The sequence below is a fragment of the Aliiroseovarius sp. CAU 1755 genome (assembly GCF_054482655.1).
In genome coordinates this window covers 771809-786956 of the sequence record NZ_JBTLRH010000001.1, presented here as the reverse complement: position 1 = coordinate 786956, position 15148 = coordinate 771809, and the positions used below count along the sequence as shown (strand labels likewise).

General features: G+C 59.0%; 14 protein-coding genes and 1 pseudogene. 9 read left to right on the top strand and 6 right to left on the bottom strand.

Annotation, left to right across the window (positions count from 1 at the left end; genetic code table 11):
- The first annotated feature begins 95 nt into the window (after positions 1-95).
- The 3 genes from ACXYMP_RS03845 (at position 96) to ACXYMP_RS03835 (ending at position 2575) form a co-directional block, all read left to right on the top strand.
- Positions 96-386: a hypothetical protein gene (locus ACXYMP_RS03845; RefSeq protein ID WP_298568566.1), complete on the top strand. Its 291-nt coding sequence runs from the start codon at positions 96-98 to the stop codon at positions 384-386.
- 146 nt (positions 387-532) lie between these two features.
- Positions 533-1387 carry a 3-mercaptopyruvate sulfurtransferase gene (gene sseA / locus ACXYMP_RS03840; protein WP_298568569.1) on the top strand — a complete coding sequence of 285 codons (855 nt, stop codon included), beginning with the start codon at positions 533-535 and terminating at the stop codon, positions 1385-1387.
- A 3-nt stretch (positions 1388-1390) separates the two neighbouring features.
- Positions 1391-2575: an amino acid aminotransferase gene (locus tag ACXYMP_RS03835; protein WP_458904454.1), complete on the top strand. Its 1185-nt coding sequence runs from the start codon at positions 1391-1393 to the stop codon at positions 2573-2575.
- A gap of 197 nt (positions 2576-2772) precedes the next feature.
- Here the strand turns inward: ACXYMP_RS03835 and ACXYMP_RS03830 are convergent.
- From ACXYMP_RS03830 to ACXYMP_RS03820, 3 genes and pseudogenes are all read right to left on the bottom strand, one after another.
- Positions 2773-3060: pseudogene (locus ACXYMP_RS03830) on the bottom strand (4a-hydroxytetrahydrobiopterin dehydratase); the annotation flags it as partial.
- 210 nt (positions 3061-3270) lie between these two features.
- The gene (amt, locus tag ACXYMP_RS03825; RefSeq protein WP_458904452.1) at positions 3271-4587 is read right to left on the bottom strand and encodes an ammonium transporter; all 1317 of its coding nucleotides are present in this window, start codon (positions 4585-4587) and stop codon (positions 3271-3273) included.
- Positions 4588-4606: 19 nt separating this feature from the next.
- Positions 4607-4945, bottom strand: a complete 339-nt coding sequence (locus ACXYMP_RS03820; protein WP_298568576.1) for a P-II family nitrogen regulator — start codon at positions 4943-4945, stop codon at positions 4607-4609.
- 269 nt (positions 4946-5214) lie between these two features.
- Here ACXYMP_RS03820 and ACXYMP_RS03815 point away from each other — a divergent pair, with 269 nt between their 5' ends.
- Complete coding sequence (locus tag ACXYMP_RS03815; protein ID WP_458904450.1) at positions 5215-7419, top strand: transglycosylase domain-containing protein; 2205 nt, start codon at positions 5215-5217, stop codon at positions 7417-7419.
- Between the two features lie 82 nt (positions 7420-7501).
- On the opposite strand, the gene ACXYMP_RS03810 is transcribed toward ACXYMP_RS03815, so the two are convergent.
- Together ACXYMP_RS03810 and ACXYMP_RS03805 are read right to left on the bottom strand one after the other, a co-directional pair.
- Entirely contained in the window at positions 7502-8020 is a 519-nt protein-coding gene (locus tag ACXYMP_RS03810; protein WP_298568581.1) for an MlaC/ttg2D family ABC transporter substrate-binding protein, read from the bottom strand.
- 79 nt (positions 8021-8099) lie between these two features.
- On the bottom strand, positions 8100-8843 hold the full coding sequence (locus tag ACXYMP_RS03805; protein WP_298568584.1) for an MlaA family lipoprotein: 744 nt from the start codon (positions 8841-8843) through the stop codon (positions 8100-8102).
- Positions 8844-9039: 196 nt separating this feature from the next.
- Between ACXYMP_RS03805 and ACXYMP_RS03800 the strand changes: the two genes are divergently transcribed.
- The 5 genes from ACXYMP_RS03800 (at position 9040) to ACXYMP_RS03780 (ending at position 14655) form a co-directional block, all read left to right on the top strand.
- Positions 9040-10776, top strand: coding sequence for a type I secretion system permease/ATPase (locus ACXYMP_RS03800; RefSeq protein ID WP_458904447.1), 1737 nt, complete (start codon positions 9040-9042; stop codon positions 10774-10776).
- Positions 10776-12077, top strand: coding sequence for an HlyD family type I secretion periplasmic adaptor subunit (locus ACXYMP_RS03795; protein ID WP_458904445.1), 1302 nt, complete (start codon positions 10776-10778; stop codon positions 12075-12077). The genes ACXYMP_RS03800 and ACXYMP_RS03795 overlap by 1 nt, the downstream gene beginning before the upstream one ends.
- Positions 12078-12210: 133 nt before the next feature.
- Entirely contained in the window at positions 12211-12672 is a 462-nt protein-coding gene (locus tag ACXYMP_RS03790) for a RidA family protein (protein WP_298568593.1), read from the top strand.
- Positions 12669-13436 (top strand): glycerophosphodiester phosphodiesterase family protein, encoded by a 768-nt coding sequence (locus ACXYMP_RS03785; protein ID WP_298568596.1) that lies wholly within the window; start codon positions 12669-12671, stop codon positions 13434-13436. Before ACXYMP_RS03790 ends, ACXYMP_RS03785 begins: the two co-directional genes overlap by 4 nt.
- A 43-nt stretch (positions 13437-13479) precedes the next feature.
- A complete protein-coding gene (locus ACXYMP_RS03780) occupies positions 13480-14655 on the top strand; it encodes a GNAT family N-acetyltransferase (protein WP_458904442.1) in 1176 nt (391 codons plus the stop codon).
- Here ACXYMP_RS03780 and ACXYMP_RS03775 read toward each other — a convergent pair.
- On the bottom strand, positions 14652-15146 hold the full coding sequence (locus ACXYMP_RS03775; RefSeq protein WP_458904440.1) for a redoxin family protein: 495 nt from the start codon (positions 15144-15146) through the stop codon (positions 14652-14654). The two genes, ACXYMP_RS03780 and ACXYMP_RS03775, sit on opposite strands and share 4 nt — an antisense overlap.
- Between the last annotated feature and the right edge of the window lie 2 nt (positions 15147-15148).

The window sequence follows — 15148 nt, the reverse complement described above, 5'->3', positions numbered from 1 at the left end:
ATCGGGCTTGGTCCCGCGTGCTCTGATGCCTGTGCTGGGAAAAGGGCTGTTCGGGCAACGAAATGAACAAAGCCCGTTGGAAAAGGGAACAGAACATGGAAGCACTGCTTATCAATCTTGTGTCGGGGGCTGTTGGCGGCAACGTGGCCGGCGGGTTGTTGAAAAACTTGAACCAAGGCACGTTGATCAACTCGATTTCGGGGATCGTGGGCGGCGGCCTTGGCGGCACGATCCTGTCGATGCTGGGCGCAGGTGGCGTGGCGGACGCGGCCGGTGCAGGCGGGCTCGATATCGGCGCAATCCTTGGTCAGGTCGCCTCGGGTGGCGTGGGCGGCGGCGTGGTTCTGGCGATTGTCGGCGTCATCCGCAACATGATGGCCAAGTAAAAAACCACCAAACGGATGTAATCGCGGAAACCGGGGGGCAGTGCCCCCCGTTTTTCATGCCGGGTTTGACATGTTTGCGCGCGCAGTCTTGCGAAACCTTGCCTTGCGCACTAGGCAGATATGGCAAACTGACCGGAGGGAAAGTCATGCCGCATAGCGACCCGAAAACGCTGGTTTCGACCGACTGGCTTGCCAAGCATCTGAAAGACCCAGACCTGCGCATCCTGGATGCCAGTTGGTATATGCCCGACATGGGTCGGGACGCGCGCGCCGAATACGATGCGGCGCATATCCCGAGTGCACGATATTTCGATATCGACGAGATCGCCGACCTGCGGTCTGACCTGCCGCACATGATGCCCCCGGTGGAAAAATTCATGTCACGGGTGCGGGCCATGGGCGTTGGGGATGGTCACCAGATTGTGGTTTATGATGGCATGGGTCTGTTTTCCTCTGCCCGTGTTTGGTGGATGTTCCGCCTGATGGGGCACAAGGACATTGCAGTTCTGGACGGTGGCTTCCCGAAATGGCAGGCCGAAGGGCACCCGGTCGAAGACATGCCACCCGTTGTCCGTGACCGCCACATGACCGTGGTGCGGCAGGCTCATATGGTGAAAGACGTGACACAGGTCGCCGCGGCCTCGAAACTGGGCGATTACGAGATCCTTGATGCGCGGTCGTCAGATCGCTTTCGCGGCATCGCACCCGAGCCGCGCGAAGGTTTGCGGTCGGGTCACATCCCGAACTCGAAGAACGTGCCTTTCGGTGATATTCTGAACCCAGACGGCACGATGAAAAGCCCCGAAGCCACCCGCGCAGCGTTCGAAGCGGCAGCCGTCAACTTGGAAAAACCCGCAATCCTTAGCTGCGGATCAGGGGTCACCGCCGCGATCCTTGCTCTGGCGTTGGAGCGCATTGGCCATGACCGCCATGCGATTTATGACGGCAGCTGGTCCGAATGGGGTATGTATAACGACCTACAGGTCGAAACAGGAGAATAGACAATGTTCGCCAAGCTGAAAGCTCAGCCAAAAGACAAGATCATGGCGCTGATGCAGCAATACCGCGAAGACCCGCGCGACGGTAAGATCGACCTTGGCGTCGGTGTTTACAAGAACGCGCAAGGCGTGACCCCGGTGATGCGTGCCGTTAAGGCGGCCGAGAAGGTGTTGTGGGATCTCGAAAGCACAAAATCCTATACCGGACTGGCCGGAGATCCCGCTTTCGGGCGCGCTTTGTCAAATCTGGTGCTGGGCGATTGCGTCGATGCTGACCGCCTGTCGATGGCCGCACAGCCCGGCGGCACTGGCGCGATCCACCAAGCGGTCGAGTTGATCAAGATGGCGTCGCCCGATGCCACGATCTGGCTGTCGGCGCCCACATGGCCGAACCACCCGTCGATCATCAAGCATCTGGGCATGAAGATGGCCGAGTATCGCTATTTCGACAATGAAAGCCGCGCGGTTGATTTTGACGGGATGATGGAAGACCTGAAAGCCATCAAGGCAGGTGACGCGGTGCTGCTGCACGGCTGCTGCCACAACCCAACCGGTGCGAACCTGACCTTGCCCCAGTGGAAAGAGGTCGCCGCATTGATCGTTGATAAGGGCGCAACCCCTTTAATCGACATCGCCTATCAGGGATTTGGTGACGGGCTGGAGGAAGACGCCGCCGGTGTCCGCCTGATCGCGCAGACAGTGCCCGAGGCTATGATCGCGGCCAGCTGCTCGAAAAACTTCGGCATCTACCGCGAGCGGACCGGGCTTCTGACCTGCATCTCGGACAACGCCGAGCAGGCTGGCATCACGCAGCAGAACCTGACCCACCTGAACCGCCAGAATTTCAGCTTCCCGCCCGATCACGGTGCACGCCTTGTCACCATGATCCTTGAGGATGAGGGGCTGAAAGCCGAGTGGATGACTGAACTAGAGGACGTTCGCAAAGGCATGTTGTCCCTGCGTGAGGCGTTGGCAGGAGAGCTACGCGCGCGCACAGGCTCGGACCGCTTCGGCTTCATCGCCGATCACCGCGGCATGTTCTCGCGCCTTGGCGCCACACCCGAACAGGTCGAGGCCCTGCGTGTTGATCATGGCATCTATATGGTGGGCGACTCGCGGATGAACATTGCTGGGTTGAATGAAGAGACCGTGCCCCTGCTGGCAGAGGCGATTGTAAAGGTTGGGGTTTAGGCCCCAGCCGTTTCTCAGCGGTTCAGCCTTTCGCTATTGACCGCGCCGCCGTCCAGCATACCAAGCGCGAGCCCGGTTCAGCTTGTTGCGATCAGGCTTTGAACGCTTGGTTCTCAACCGCGTGCGTCCAGATTGCACAGACAGGCGATTGGCTCCGAACGGTCGGATTGAAAGCTTGCACCGCTCGATGCCTCCGCGAGGGCGTCCATTTTCTTCGCCAGCTTAATATCCAGATTGCTTAGACCGTCGACATCATGTGTCGCCAAGGTGACATCGACAGTGCGATAGACATTAAGCCATTCCGGGTGATGGTTCCACTTTTCACACCAGATCGCTACGCGGGACATCCAGCCCCACGCCTCTACAAAATTAGGGAAGATATATACTTTCCGGATTGCATCACGGTCCGGGACCGCTCCCCATCCGGCTTCACCCAACGGGATTAGAAGTTCCTGGCGCTCTTCGGGTGTCAAAATATCTGCCATATCTGCGCACCTCCACTCCAAGGAGTATACCTTACCGAGCAGCCGCCGGAAATCCGTATCCGCCCTTGGCCTCAATCCAGTCGTTCAAGAAAGCGTTCGCAGTCAAAACAAAAAGAAAAGGGGACCTTCCAGCCCCCTTTTCCACCCTGTTGGCCTTGGCATTTGCGCGGCCAGCGTGGACCGGGGGTTTGTCCCCCGGCGTTTATTGTCTTACCCGTTGGTGAATTCCGGGTAGGCTTCCATGCCCAGTTCGGCCATGTCCAGCCCGTTGACTTCCTCTTCTTCGCTGACCCGCAGGCCTATCGTGGCCTTGATGACCCCGAAGAAGATGAAGCTGACCACGAAGACAAAGATGCCGATGGCAAGAAAGCCCATGATCTGGGTGCCGAAGTTGGCGTCGGTGTTGGTCCAAGCCACGATGAACGTGCCCCAGAAGCCCGCCACAAGGTGAACCGGGATCGCACCAACCACGTCGTCGATCTTCAATTTGTCCAGCAGGGGGACCACGAAGACCACAATCGCACCCCCGATGCCGCCAATGATCAGCGACTGGAACAGTGACGGGGCCAGCGGTTCGGCAGTGATTGACACCAGCCCTGCCAGCGCACCGTTCAAGGTCATCGTCAGGTCGACCTTTTTGAACAAAAGCTGTGTCATCACCATTGCCACGATGGCACCGGACGCGGCCGCCATGTTGGTGTTGGCAAAGATGCGCGCCACGTCCGAGACATCCGAGATCGTGCCCATCGCCAGTTGCGAGCCGCCATTGAAGCCAAACCAACCCAGCCACAGGATGAACGTGCCAAGCGTTGCAAGTGTCAGGTTGGACCCCGGCATCGGAATTGTGCGGCCGTCTTTGTATTTGCCAAGACGCGGTCCAAGGATCAGGGCGCCAGCCAAAGCGGCAAAGCCACCCGCAGCGTGCACCAGAGTCGAGCCTGCAAAGTCCGAGAAACCGGCCTCCGACAACCAACCGCCGCCCCACTGCCAGCTTGCCTCAATCGGATAGATGAAGCCGGTCAGCACGACGACGAAGGCAAGGAAGGGCCACAGCTTGATGCGCTCTGCCAAGGTGCCGGACACGATCGAGGCCGTTGTCGCGCAAAACATCAACTGGAAGAAGAAGTCCGATGCGCCCGAGGCATAACCGACGTCCACGGCTTCCGCAGCAACACCAACCGGATCAAGCGAGGTCACGGCGAAGAACGGTCCCAGCCAGCCTTCGACCAACCAATCGCCGGGATACATAATCCCGTAACCTGCCAGCCAATACATGATTGCCGCGATGGAAAAGAGCGCGATGTTCTTGGTCAGCTGCATGGTCACGTTCTTGGAGCGGACCAAACCGGCCTCTAGCATGGCGAACCCGGCCGCCATCCAGAAGACCAGCACACCGCCCAAAAGGAACAGTACCGATGTCAGGATAAACTGCGTATGGGCTGCGGCCTCGCCGCTCACCTCTTGCGCGATAGCCAAACCGGGCATGGTTGCCAGCAGGGCCGTTGTAAGTGCAAATTTACGTGTCATTTTCATTCCTTTCGCGCGCTCAAAGGGCGTTCAAGCCGGTTTCGCCGGTGCGCACGCGCAAAGCGTCGCCAACATCCAAAGTGAAAATCTTGCCATCGCCGATCTTGCCGGTATGTGCTGACTTCGCGATCGTCTCGACCACGTCAGGGGCCAGATCGTCGCCCACGACGATTTCCAATTTCAGTTTTGGCAGGAAATTCACGGCGTATTCTGCGCCGCGATAAACTTCGGTATGACCCGACTGCGCGCCGAACCCTTTGATTTCAGTGACCATCATCCCCGTCACCCCGACCGAGGTCAGCGCTTCGCGCACCTCTTCCAGTTTGAACGGTTTGATCGTTGCTATGATCAGCTTCACAACCTTTTCCTTTCTGTCCGACATCCACGGCGCGCTTGATAAGGCGCGCCCTATGAGGTCATTCAGCGGGGCAAGAAGGGATAAAGGATAGAGATGGCAGAGGTTCGCCGACCTCTAAAACTGGCATTGCGCAAAAAATGCTGCGGCTGCACAATGGTCTGCCTAATTTTTGAACAACGCGAAAAGTCGCAGGACCCGGTCGAACGGGCTACACTCTAGGAAAACGATTCGCTAATTTGGATCGACCGAGCAGACGCGGAACCAGTATCATGAGCCCATCCGGCCCAAAGCGCCCCAAATTGGTGGCAGATAAACGCTATTCGACCAAGAAACCGGCGGCGAAAAAGCCCGTGCGGCGCAAGGCGCGCAAATCCGCGCCCAAACGCACACGGCGCACACAACGTCCCAAGGGCATTCTTGGCTGGCCGATTTTCCTGATCGGTTGGGTCGTGCGATTGATCTGGCGTCTGACATGGAAGGCGGCTGTCGTCGTGGCGTTGATCGTCGGGCTCGCGGTGTTCTATTTCGCCTCGACCATACCGGAGCTGAACGCGCTATTGGACGGACGCGCAAAGGGGTCGGTGACGATCCTCGACCGCTACGGCGCGGTCTATGCCTGGCGCGGCGACCAGCGCGGTCGCACGATCACGACACAAACGGTCAGCCCGGATCTGAAAAACGCCGTCGTGGCAAGCGAGGATAAACGCTTTTATGGTCACATTGGTCTAAGCCCGCGCGGCATTGCCAGCGCCGTTCGCATCAACCTGAGCGAAGGGCGCGGACCCTTGTCCGGACATGGCGGGTCAACGTTGACACAGCAGGTGGCAAAGCTGCTTTGCCTTGGTGTCCCCTACGATCCCGACCAGTGGAAAAATGAAGCGGCCTATGAGGCGGATTGCCGGCAAGGTTCGCTTCGGCGCAAAATCAAAGAAGCCATTTATGCCTTGGCGCTAGAGGCCAAGTTCTCGAAAGACGAGATCCTGACGATCTATCTGAACCGCGCCTATCTTGGCGCCGGGTCGCACGGGTTTGACGCGGCCGCCCAGCGGTATTTCGCGATCCCGGCATCGGATCTGAACCCGGCGCAGGCCGCAATGCTGGCGGGCATGCTGCCCAAACCGTCGATCTATGCGCCGACTGCGAACCTCAAGCGATCGCAGGATCGCGCAGCGACCGTGCTGCGCCTGATGAACGAACAGGGCTATCTGAGCGACGCTGAAACGGCGAAATACCAAGCCGCCCCTGCAACCCTGTCGAGGGCCGCGAAAGCGCAAGCTGGCGGCTATTTCGCGGATTGGATCATGGGCGACCTGCCTGCCTTTCTGACGCGCAAGACCACAGAGGATGTGATCATCAAGACCACGCTTGACCCTCGCATCCAGACCGCCGCGGAAGACGCGATGGCCGAAATTTTTGCAACCAAGGTTTCGTCCGGGTCCAAAGCCGAAGCCGCGATTGTGGTGATGAGCTCAGACGGTGCCGTGCGCGGTATGGTCGGTGGGCGTGAAACCAAGGTGACAGGTGCCTTCAACCGGGCGACGCAGGCCAAGCGCCAGACCGGGTCCGCCTTCAAACCGTTCGTCTATGCGGCTGCGTTGGACATGGGCTATCGCTGGGATGATTTCATATTGGATGAACCCTATTGCGTAAACGTCCCCGGATCGGGCGAATGGTGCCCCAAAAACTATACCCGCAAACACTATGGCAATGTCAGCCTGACCGAGGCTTTGGCCCGGTCACTGAACATCCCCGCCGTGAAAGTGGCCGAAGATGTGGGGCTGGAAGCGGTGCGTAGTGTCGCGTCGATGTTCGGCATTGAAAGCGATCTGGCCGCTGGGCCTGCGTTGGCATTGGGCGCGTCGGAAAGCACCTTGCTTGAAACCACGGGGGCCTTTGCGGGCATTCTGAACGGCGGGTCCGCGGTCATTCCCTACGGCCTGACAGAACTTAGCCTTGTCGGCGAAAACGATCCGCTGATGACGCAATCTGGCGGCATTGGCGAACGCGTGATTTCGCAACAGGCAGCCCAACAACTGGTCTATATGATGAGCCGCGTGGTCGAAGCCGGCACCGGTGGTCGCGCAAAGATCGACGGGCTAGAGATTGCAGGCAAGACCGGCACCACGAACTCGTCCCGCGATGCGTGGTTTATTGGGTTCACCGCGGAATATGTGATGGGTGTATGGATGGGCTATGACGACAACACTCCCTTGAAAGGCGTCACCGGCGGCGGACTGCCCGCCGAGATGTGGCACGAGGCGATGGTGCGCATCCAGTCAGAGCTTGTGCCAAGCCCGCTTCCGATGATCCGCCCGGGCAGCGCTCCGCGCTTTGATGGCGATGTCATGACTTCGGACGGTCGAAACGGCGGCCTGTTCCAAGACAACGGGCGTCAAGGTGGGCAAACCGTGCAAGAAGCGGTCGAGGACGCCTTTATCGGCGTACTGCGGTCGATCTTTGGCCAGAAAAACTAGTCACGAGCCGCACAGGACCCAAAACAAAAAAACACCCCCAACGCGGCGCGTGGGGGTGTGTTCTTCTCGATTTCAAGTCGGCTTAGCCCGCTTGAAGATCCGCGATCAACTGGTTCAGATCGCCTTTGCGCCGATCCAGCATCGCACCGATTTCCTTGCGTTCAGACTTCACGATCGAAATGCCTTCGACCTGCATGTCAATGAATTTGCCGTTCTTTGCGGACACGACGAACACAACGTCGAAGGGTGACTTGCCCTTCAGCTGTGTCTTTGTCAGCACCTCGAAGCGGCTCTTCACCGTTTTCGAGCTGACGACATCGATACGACCGCCTTCGAATTCGCGGAACCGGCTGCCATACCGGCGCGCGATATAGCTGCGGAACGCCTTGACGAAAGCGCTTTTCTGCGCGGCGCTGGCAGACCTGCCATCCGGCCCAAGGGCAGACAGCGCAATGAAATCCACGTCAGCGTATTTCGCAAACACGCCTTCGAAACGCTGAATCATGGCGCTTTCTGAAGTGCCCGAATTGATGATCGCGTTGATGTCGCTGACCACTTTGCCAATCAGGCTTTCCGCCTTGTCTGCCGTGATTGCGGCCATGGCTCGGCCCGGAAAAGTCGCCAAGACACACAACCCGCCGATTCCGCCCAGGACGGCGCGACGTGTCAGTGACGTTCGGTTACCCATCATATGCATCATAAATATCCTCAAGTTCGTCGTCTTCGACTTCGATACCCAGTTCATACCGGCGCGAATCCAGATAGTAGAGCTGCATCAATTCGTAGCCACTTTCACTATAGTAAAATTCGTCGATCGTATCGCCAAAGGCGTAGCGATCACCAAATTTTGACAGGACATACGCGGCCTTGGGTAGGTGCTTGACCTCAGTCGGCAAGGCCAGGCTTAGCGGGTTCAGCACAAAATCAACCAATATGCCGAAACCATCACGTTCGGTCGAGGGACCAAAGAAGGGCAGCACCACATAGTCGCCCTCCGGCGCGCCCCAGACATGCAGGGTTTCCCCGAAGTCGCTTTTACGCTCTTCCAGTCCGATATCGGTCGCGACATCGAAGATACCCAACAGGCCAAACGTGCTGTTGAACAAGAAGCGCACAGCGTTGTGGGCGGCGTCTTCGATGTTGCCCTGAAGGATATTGTTCGCCACGACGCCTGGAAGTCCGGCATTGTCGGAAAACAGTTCGACCGCATCGCGCGCAGGCCGGGGCAGGACTTCGCCGTAAGCATTGGATGCCGGCGAGACAAAAATCTTGTCCAAATCCACGTTTGCTGCGTGGGTGCGTCGGTTCTTCACCTCGTGCGGGTCATCATATCCTGATGGGGCTGGTGCCTTCGCACAGGCTCCAAGCGACATCAAAGCGATACCGGCCACTGCCGGGAGGGATTTGGCGTTAAAAATTTTCACGTTGGCAATCGTTGATTTTGGCAGTTTCACTTGGCGTTGGTCACACATAATGGATGAAGTCTCAATGCACAGATGTTAACAGTTTGGCAGCCATTCGATGTGACTAATTGGCGACACTCTACAGGCAGATTCTCGCCGACACCAGAAGGGTTATCCTTAAGGTCTGAAAAGCAGGTGAACATGCGGATTGATGGGTATGCAGGAAACTGAACACGAACGCGGGTTGGAAGAATTGCGCGCTGTGCGCCGCAAGGCGCGTGGCCTGTTGTGGAGCGTCGCGCTCTTTTCGGTATTCGTTAATTTGTTGATGCTGACGGCGCCGCTCTACATGTTGCAGCTCTATGATCGCGTGCTCGGCAGCCGGTCCGAAGCGACCCTGATTGCCCTAACCATATTGATGGGGTTTCTGTTCGCAATGATGGGCTTTCTGGACTATGCGCGCGGGCGCATTCTGGCGCGGGTCGGCGCGCAGTTCCAGTCGGGGCTGGACGAACGCGTCTTTTCGGCCGTGTTGCGCCGGGCCCCACCGGGTCCGAACCAGCAGATCGCAACAGCAGGTTTGCGCGACCTTGAGGCGATCCAAAAATTTCTGTCGAGCCCGGTCATCACGGCCGCATTCGACATACCGTGGACCCCCATCTTCCTGTTTGCCATCGCGATTTTCCACCCGTGGCTGGGCATACTTGCGGTTGTCGGGGGCGCAATTCTGATTGCGATCACGGCGCTGAACCAGATTTTGACGAAGGCGCCCGTGACATTGGCGACGACGGCGACGATGAAAGCCGACCAGATGGCCGAACAACTGCGAACCGAAGCCGAAATGGTGCGCGCACTTGGCATGTCGGGTGCGGCCTACCAACGGTGGCACAAGGCGCGGTCTTCAGCCCTGGACCAAAGCGTGCGGGCAGCTGACCTTCAGGGGCAGTTCTCAACGATCTCGAAGACATTTCGCCAGTTTCTGCAATCGGCAATGTTGGGTTTGGGCGCTTATCTGGCCCTACAGGGCGAAATCTCACCGGGAGCGATGATTGCCGGTTCGATCCTTTTGGGGCGCGCGCTTGCGCCCGTTGATATGGCAATCAACCAATGGCCGCTGATCCAACGAGCGCGCACAGGCTGGGCTGGACTTGGTGTTCTGCTGGCCGAAGTGCCGCTGGACGATCGACGCACCGAATTGCCCCGTCCGACCGCTCATCTGCGGGCTGAAAACGTCACCGTGTTTCCGCCGGGGAAAAGTCAGGCCGTGCTCCGCAGCGTAACCTTCGAAGTAAAGCCCGGACTGGCGCTTGGCATCATCGGCCCCTCGGGCGCCGGCAAATCGACGCTTGCGCGCGTCATCACGGGCGTGGTCACGCCGTCTGGCGGAACCGTCCGACTGGATGGTGCGGCGCTGGATCACTACACGCCCGAAGCACTGGGACGCTATCTTGGTTATCTTCCCCAGCGCGTTCAGCTTTTTGGCGGAAGCATCGCCGAGAACATCGCAGGGCTTGATCTGGAACCGGACCCGGCCCAAGTGGTCGCTGCCGCCCGGCTGGCCGACGCGCATGAGCTGATCCTGTCCTTGCCCGATGGATATGACACGCTGGTTTCGCCGGGCGACAGCATCCTGTCCGGCGGTCAAATGCAGCGTATCGGGCTTGCGCGCGCGCTTTACGGTGACCCGGCGGTGCTGGTGCTGGACGAGCCGAACTCCAACCTCGACAACATCGGCACCCGGGCGCTGAACACCGCGATCCGGCAGGTCAAGGCGCGCGGCGGAGCGGTGCTGATCATGGCGCACCGTCCAGCCGCCATTCAGGAATGCGAGCTGCTTATGGTGCTTGACGGCGGCATGGTCAAAGGATTTGGCCCACGTGACGAAGTGCTGCAAGCCCATGTTCAGAACGCGCAGCAAATTCAGACGGCGCAGGGCAAAGGCGGGATCAGTTGATGGCAGACAAAACCTATTCCGCACGTGCGCCACTGATTGTAGGCTTTGTCGCCTTGCTTGTTCTGGTCGGCGGGTTCGGCACATGGGCTGTCGCCACCCGCCTTGCCGGTGCCATCGTTGCTTCGGGACAGGTCGAGGTCGACCAGAACCGACAAGTTGTCCAGCATCCGGATGGTGGCGTCGTCACATCCATTCGGGTCGAAGATGGGGACATCGTGTCCGCAGGCGATTTGCTGGTCCAACTGGACCCATCTCGGCTGGCCTCGCAACTGACCATCATCGACGGTCAGTATTTTGAACTGCTGGCGCGCGAGGCGCGATTGGAAGCTGAACGCGACGGCACAGAGGCGCTCGCCTTTCCCGAAGCTCTGGAAACCCGCGCGCGCAACCGGCCCGAGGTGCGCGCCTTGATGGACGGTCAGACCCGCTTGTTTGAATCGCGGCGCGTCACCTTGGCGTCGCAGGTCGAACAACTGCAAAAACGCAAAGCTCAGGTTGAGCAGCAGATCGAAGGACTTGTGGCCCAGCGCATCGCCCTGGACCAACAACTTGCCCTGATCCGCGAAGAGCTGACCAACCAACAAACGCTGCTTCAGAAAGGGCTGGCGCAAGCGTCGCGCGTGTTGGCGTTGCAGCGTGAAGAGGCCGGTCTTCTGGGCCGGTTGGGCGAGATTGCCGCCGCAAAGGCTGAGGCCGAAGTGCGCGTGACCGAAACCGAACTTCAAGTGCTCGCCCTTGGCACCGAACGGCGCGAACAAGCGATCACCGATCTGCGCGATCTTCAGGCGACCACGCTTGAACTTGCCGAACAACGACGCAGCATCGCCGAACAGCTTGACCGGCTTGATATCCGGGCGCCGCTGTCGGGCGTGGTTCATGGCATGCAGGTCTATGCAGAACGCTCGGTCATTCAACCCGCGCAGCCGGTGCTTTATATCGTGCCTCAGGATCGGCCCTTGGTCATCGCAGCACAGGTTGATCCGATCCATGTGGATCAGGTTTTCATTGGCCAGCAAGTGAACCTGAAATTCCCCGCGTTTGACAGTGCCGAAGCCCCTGATCTTCTGGGGCACGTGGTCAAAGTCTCAGCCGACGCGTTTTCAGATGACACGACCGGGCGCAGCTTTTATCGGGCCGAAATCCAACTGGACGAAGGCGAGATTGCGCGCCTTCCGACTGGTGCCGTGTTGATTCCCGGCATGCCGGTATCCGCTTTCATCCGAACGGTGGATCGCAGCCCGCTATCCTATCTAGTGCAGCCCCTGTCAGACTATTTCAACAAGGCCCTGCGCGAAAGCTGACCCTTGTCTGTCGGCGCAAAGGTCAGTCGAAACCGGGCCGTCTTGGGTCGCTTTCACCCTTTTCTGGTGCGCCAAGCCGGGCTAGCGTCTGTGCAGACCCGCTGCGCGGCAGTTCAACAAAAAAGGACGCAACATGAGCGCTTATGAAACCCGTCTTGCCGATCTTGGCGTCACCCTGCCTGACGCGCCTGCCCCTGCGGCAAACTATGTGCCCTATGTTCAGGTTGGCGACCTTGTGCATGTATCAGGCCAGATCTCGATGAAGGACGGCGCGTTCTTGACCGGCAAGCTGGGGGACGACATGACCGCCGAAGATGGGGCCAAAGCCGCCCGCAGCTGCGCGATCAGCCTGTTGGCGCAGGTCAAGGCCGCCTGTGGCGGTGATCTTGACAGGTTGGTGCGTGTCGTAAAACTTGTGGGCTTCGTCAACTCGACCGCCGAGTTTGGCGATCAACCCAAAGTGATCAATGGCGCCTCTGATTTCATGGTCGAAGCCCTGGGCGACGCAGGCCGCCATGCGCGTTCCGCCGTATCGGCCGCCAGCTTGCCCTTCGGCGTCGCGGTCGAAATCGAAGGCATCTTCCAGATCAGATGACCGACGCGCCGATCCCCCTGACCGACAGCTTTCTGTCGCGCCCGATTGCCCATCGCGGCTATCACGATATCGGCGCGGGCCGTCCTGAAAACTCGCGTGCCGCAATCCGCGCTGCGATCGAACATGGCTACGGGATCGAGCTTGACCTGCAACTATCAAAAGACGCTCAGGCTATGGTTTTTCACGACTATGACCTGAAGCGCCTGACCGGTGAGGCCGGCGCAATCCAGCAGCGAGCCGCACATGATCTTGCGAAAATGACGCTTCTGCATGGCGACGAAAGCATACCAAGTTTCGCAGAGGTGCTGGCGATCGTCGCTGGGCGTGTCCCTTTGCTGGTCGAGCTGAAGGATCAGGACGGCGCCATGGGACCACGTGTCGGCGCGCTGGAACACGCCACCGCAATTGCCTTGAAAGACTATGAGGGCGATGTCGCCGTGATGTCATTCAACCCCCATTCAGTGGCCGCCTTTGGCAACCACAACACGGGTCGCCCGCTTGGCCTGACGACCGAGGCGTTTCAACAGAAAAAGAACACGCTGCTGCCCGCCGCGACGCGCCGGTATCTGCGCGATATCCCGGATTTTGATCGTGTTGGCGCAAGCTTCATCAGCCATGACGTAAACGACCTGCACAGCGCTGCCGTTGCCCGTCTGAAGGCGCGTGGCGTTCCGGTTCTCTGCTGGACCGTTCGATCAAAAGAGGTCGAGATTGACGCCCGCAAGATCGCTGACAACGTGACGTTTGAAGGCTACGCGGCTTGACCTGTGATGCGCTCTGCGGCCCAATGATCCCGTGACAGGCACAATGGTTGAAATTCGCACACATCAGGCGCTTGACGGTATTGCCGCACAAGACTGGGATGCCTGCGCCTGCCCGGAAACCACGGATGGTGGTCATCCGGCAGACCCCTTTACGACGCACCGTTTCCTGTCTGCGTTGGAGCAGTCGCGCAGCGTCGGCGAAGGCACGGGTTGGCATCCACACTACCTAAGCGTTCATGCAGATGGGCAGGTCATTGCAGTCGCGCCCCATTACGGCAAGTCACACAGTCAGGGTGAATATGTGTTTGATCACAGCTGGGCCGATGCATTTGAACGCGCGGGCGGGCGCTATTATCCCAAGCTGCAAATGGCCGTCCCTTTCACACCGGTCACCGGGCGACGTTTTCTGACTCGCCCGGGGTATGAGGCTGTCGGTCGATCCGCGCTGCTTCAGGGAATGATACAGGTGGCGACCGAGAACGACCTGAGCTCTGCCCACATTTCGTTCTGCACAGAGGACGAGGCGAAACAGGGTGCCGCGATGGGGCTTTTGCATCGTCTAGGCCAGCAGTTTCACTGGCAGAATGCCAACTATGCTCAATTTGATGATTTTCTGACCGGTCTGAGCTCTCGCAAGCGCAAACAAATCCGTAAGGAACGCGCTCAGGCACAGAATTTCGGCGGCGAGATCATCTCGTTGACCGGGGATGACATTCAGCCTCATCACTGGGATGCATTCTGGCAGTTCTATCAGGACACAGGGGCGCGCAAATGGGGTCGCCCTTATTTGACGCGGGCGTTTTTTGATGCGCTGCATGACACAATGCGCGATGAGGTGCTTTTGGTTCTGGCCCAGCGCGATGGTCGATCGGTTGCGGGCGCGCTAAACCTGATCGGGCGGGACACGCTGTTTGGGCGTTACTGGGGCGCGCTGGAGCATCATCCCTGCTTGCATTTCGAGCTGTGCTACTATCAGGCAATTGACTTCGCCATCACCCACGGGCTGGGCCGCGTCGAGGCAGGCGCCCAAGGCGAACACAAGCTCGCGCGCGGCTACATGCCGGTTGCCACTCATTCGCTCCACTGGATTGCCGACCCCGCCTTTCGTGACGCTGTCGAACAATTTCTGGTCGCGGAAAAAGAGGCCGTCGCAGAGGATATCGAGATCCTCACCACATACGGCCCCTTCCGCAAATCAGACATGGACGACCACGACTAGGCGCTCATATCGACCAACAACCCTTCGCCCGCCGAGGTTTCGCACATGCCGGGGTTGTCTTCGGCGTTCAACACCTTGACCACGCCGTCTTCAACATACATCGCGAACCGTTGTGACCGGTTGATCAGCCCGACAGGCGGCGCGGTGAAGGCCATTCCGATCGCTTTCGTAAAAGCGCCTTCGGCATCTGCCAGCATGGTAATACCAGCCTTCGCCGCCCCTGTGCTTTCGCCCCAAGCCTGCATCACAAAGGGGTCGTTCACAGACACGCAGATCACCTCGTCCACGCCTTTTTTGTCAAAATCGGCTTTTGTGCGGATGAAGCTGGGCACATGTGCTGTCGTGCACGTACCAGTATACGCGCCGGGCACGGCGAACAACACGATCTTGCGCCCCTTGGTCAACGTCGCAAGCTCGACGCCTTCTGGGCCATCGGCGCCCATCGTCAAAAGGGTTGCGTTTGGCAGTTTGTCACCAACTGAAATTGTCATTT

Excerpts from the sequence above, each read along its gene's own strand:
- ACXYMP_RS03845 (WP_298568566.1), top strand. The coding sequence starts at position 96 with ATGGAAGCACTGCTTATCAATCTTGTGTCGGGGGCTGTTGGCGGCAAC.
- sseA (WP_298568569.1), top strand. The coding sequence starts at position 533 with ATGCCGCATAGCGACCCGAAAACGCTGGTTTCGACCGACTGGCTTGCC.
- ACXYMP_RS03835 (WP_458904454.1), top strand. The coding sequence starts at position 1,391 with ATGTTCGCCAAGCTGAAAGCTCAGCCAAAAGACAAGATCATGGCGCTG.
- amt (WP_458904452.1), bottom strand. The coding sequence starts at position 4,587 with ATGACACGTAAATTTGCACTTACAACGGCCCTGCTGGCAACCATGCCC.
- ACXYMP_RS03815 (WP_458904450.1), top strand. The coding sequence starts at position 5,215 with ATGAGCCCATCCGGCCCAAAGCGCCCCAAATTGGTGGCAGATAAACGC.
- ACXYMP_RS03810 (WP_298568581.1), bottom strand. The coding sequence starts at position 8,020 with ATGGCCGCAATCACGGCAGACAAGGCGGAAAGCCTGATTGGCAAAGTG.
- ACXYMP_RS03800 (WP_458904447.1), top strand. The coding sequence starts at position 9,040 with ATGCAGGAAACTGAACACGAACGCGGGTTGGAAGAATTGCGCGCTGTG.
- ACXYMP_RS03795 (WP_458904445.1), top strand. The coding sequence starts at position 10,776 with ATGGCAGACAAAACCTATTCCGCACGTGCGCCACTGATTGTAGGCTTT.
- ACXYMP_RS03790 (WP_298568593.1), top strand. The coding sequence starts at position 12,211 with ATGAGCGCTTATGAAACCCGTCTTGCCGATCTTGGCGTCACCCTGCCT.
- ACXYMP_RS03785 (WP_298568596.1), top strand. The coding sequence starts at position 12,669 with ATGACCGACGCGCCGATCCCCCTGACCGACAGCTTTCTGTCGCGCCCG.
- ACXYMP_RS03780 (WP_458904442.1), top strand. The coding sequence starts at position 13,480 with ATGGTTGAAATTCGCACACATCAGGCGCTTGACGGTATTGCCGCACAA.
- ACXYMP_RS03775 (WP_458904440.1), bottom strand. The coding sequence starts at position 15,146 with ATGACAATTTCAGTTGGTGACAAACTGCCAAACGCAACCCTTTTGACG.